The organism is Saccharomonospora halophila 8 (assembly GCF_000383775.1).
In the GTDB taxonomy this organism is placed as follows: domain Bacteria; phylum Actinomycetota; class Actinomycetes; order Mycobacteriales; family Pseudonocardiaceae; genus Saccharomonospora; species Saccharomonospora halophila.
Genome location: NZ_KB912537.1, coordinates 1 through 2,500, shown reverse-complemented (window position 1 = coordinate 2,500; position 2,500 = coordinate 1). Strand labels below are relative to the sequence as shown.

The 2,500-nt window shown below is 70.7% G+C and carries 2 protein-coding genes and 1 pseudogene; 1 reads left to right on the top strand and 2 read right to left on the bottom strand.

The window, feature by feature from the left end; genetic code table 11:
• The coding region (locus SACHA_RS26110) for a sunset domain-containing protein (protein WP_028663040.1) at positions 1-336 on the top strand (336 nt) is incomplete at its 5' end.
• A gap of 97 nt (positions 337-433) precedes the next feature.
• Here SACHA_RS26110 and SACHA_RS0109885 read toward each other — a convergent pair.
• A complete protein-coding gene (locus SACHA_RS0109885) occupies positions 434-1,498 on the bottom strand; it encodes a 2-oxoacid:ferredoxin oxidoreductase subunit beta (RefSeq protein ID WP_019809334.1) in 1,065 nt (354 codons plus the stop codon).
• 34 nt (positions 1,499-1,532) lie between these two features.
• Positions 1,533-2,500 (bottom strand): annotated as a pseudogene (locus tag SACHA_RS0109880) (2-oxoacid:acceptor oxidoreductase subunit alpha); the annotation flags it as partial.

Below are 2,500 nucleotides of genomic sequence, written 5' to 3'. Positions count from 1 at the left end.
GCCGACGGCACCGGGCCCGCGGCCGGAGATGCCGCTCCGACGTCCCGGTCCAGGGGCGGGTCGCTGTTCGACCCCACGCCCTCCGGGGGCGGGAACCCACCCGCACGGGGTAATCCGGGCTCGCCCGAGCGCACCCCGGGCCCGTTCGGGCCCGGCTCGGCGATGCCGCTGCCGGGCGGGGAACGGCCCTCGGCGGACTACACCGTCAAGGCCAGCGTCACCGCACTGCGGTACTGCGACGAGCGCTCCCCGGACTTCCCGAAGATGGTCGCCGAGGTCTGGTTCCGGACCCCGGAGGACGCCGAACGGGTCGGTTTCCGCCCGTTGAACGGCTGACCACGCAGACCCGGCCGACAGCCCCGTCCGCCCGAGTGGCCGGGGTGCCGGAGTCCGCCGCCGCACGGGCACGGACTCCGGGCATCCGAAATTCGGCCTACTCGACGGTCCAGGTGTCCTTGCCGCGCAGCAGCGCCTGCAGGTCCGGCTCCTTGGCGTGCCGGGCCTGCGCGACCTGCTCGCGCGCCTGGTCGTCGTAGGTGGGGCGCTGGACCTGCCGGAAGATGCCGGTGGGCGTGTTGGTCAGGTTCTGGTCACCCAGCCGGGACAGCGCGAAGGCGTACGAGGTGTCGGTGATCGTGGGGTCGTGGACGACGAGGTTGTCCTCCCCGATCTCGGAGACCTTGCCGACCTCCAGGCCGCCCCAGCCGCTGCGGGTGACGCCGAACTCGCCCTCCGGGCCGAACCGGATCGGCTCCCCGGTGGTGAGCGGGATGATCCGGCGGGCCGCCTCGTCGGAGTCCTTGAGCACCTCGAACGCGCCGTCGTTGAAGATCGGGCAGTTCTGGTAGATCTCCACCAGCGCCGAGCCGCGGTGTTGTGCGGCGGCGCCGAGCACCTCGTTCAGACCCTTGCGGTCGGAGTCCAGTGCCCGGCCCACGAACGTCGCCTCGGCCCCGAGCGCGAGCGAGACCGGGTTGAACGGGGTGTCCACCGAGCCCATCGGGGTGGACTTGGTGACCATCCCCTGGTCGGAGGTGGGCGAGTACTGGCCCTTGGTCAGCCCGTAGATCCGGTTGTTGAACAGCAGGATCGTGACGTTGACGTTGCGCCGCAGCGCGTGGATCAGGTGGTTGCCGCCGATGGACAGCGCGTCCCCGTCGCCGGTCACCACCCACACCGACAGGTCGGGCCTGGTGGTGGCCAGCCCGGTGGCGATCGTGGGCGCCCGGCCGTGGATGGAGTGCATCCCGTAGGTGTTCATGTAGTACGGGAAGCGCGACGAGCACCCGATCCCGGAGACGAACACGATGTTCTCACGCTTGAGGCCCAGGTTCGGCAGGAACGACTGGATGGTGTTGAGCACGACGTAGTCGCCGCACCCGGGGCACCAGCGCACCTCCTGGTCGGACTTGTAGTCCTTGGCCTTCTGCTGCTCGTCGGTGCTGGGTACCAGGTCCAGTCCGCCGATGGCCGGCAGACCGAGATCGGTGGCGGTCACTTCGCTGCCTCCGCGGTCACGAGTACGTCGGCGGTCATGCGGCCACGACCCCCTTGATCACATCGGTGAAGACTTCTTCCAGCTCCTCGGCCTTGAACGGCAGACCGGCGACCTTGGTGTGCGAGCGGATGTCGACCAGGTATCTCGACCGCAGCAGCATGGCGAGCTGGCCCATGTTCATCTCGGGCACCACGACCGTGTCGTAGGAGCGCAGGACGTCGCCGAGGTTGCCGGGCAGCGGATTGAGGTGTCGCAGGTGCGCCTGCGCCACCGCCATACCCCGGCTGCGCACGCGGCGGCACGCGGCGCCGATCGGCCCGTAGGAGGATCCCCAGCCGAGCACCAGCACCCGCGCCTGCCCGTCGCCGGGATCGTCGACGGTGACGTCCGGCACGTCGATGCCGTCGATCTTGTTCTGCCGCAGCCGCACCATGTGGTCGTGGTTGTCCGGGTCATAGGAGATGTTGCCCTTGCCGTCGGCCTTCTCCAGCCCGCCGACCCGGTGCTGCAGGCCGGGCGTCCCCGGCACGGCCCACTCGCGGGCCAGCGTCTCCGGGTCCCGCACGTACGGCCAGAACTCCTCCGACCCGTCGGCGGCGTTGGTCTCCGAGGCGAACCGCACCCGCAGGTCCGGCAGGTTCTCGACGTCCGGGATCAGCCACGGCTCGGAGCCGTTGGCGACCGCACCGTCGGACAGCAGCAGCACCGGGGTGCGGTAGGTCAGCGCGATGCGCGCGGCCTCCAGCGCGACGTCGAAGCAGTCCGCGGGCGTGGACGGCGCCACGACCGCCACCGGCGACTCGCTGTTGCGGCCGAACATCGCCTGCAGCAGGTCGGCCTGCTCGGTCTTGGTGGGCAGCCCCGTGGACGGGCCGCCGCGCTGTACGTCGATGACCACCAGCGGCAGCTCGATCATCACGCCGAGCCCGATGGTCTCCGATTTCAGCGCGATGCCCGGACCCGAGGTCGAGGTCACCCCGAGCGCGCCGCCGTAGGAGGCGC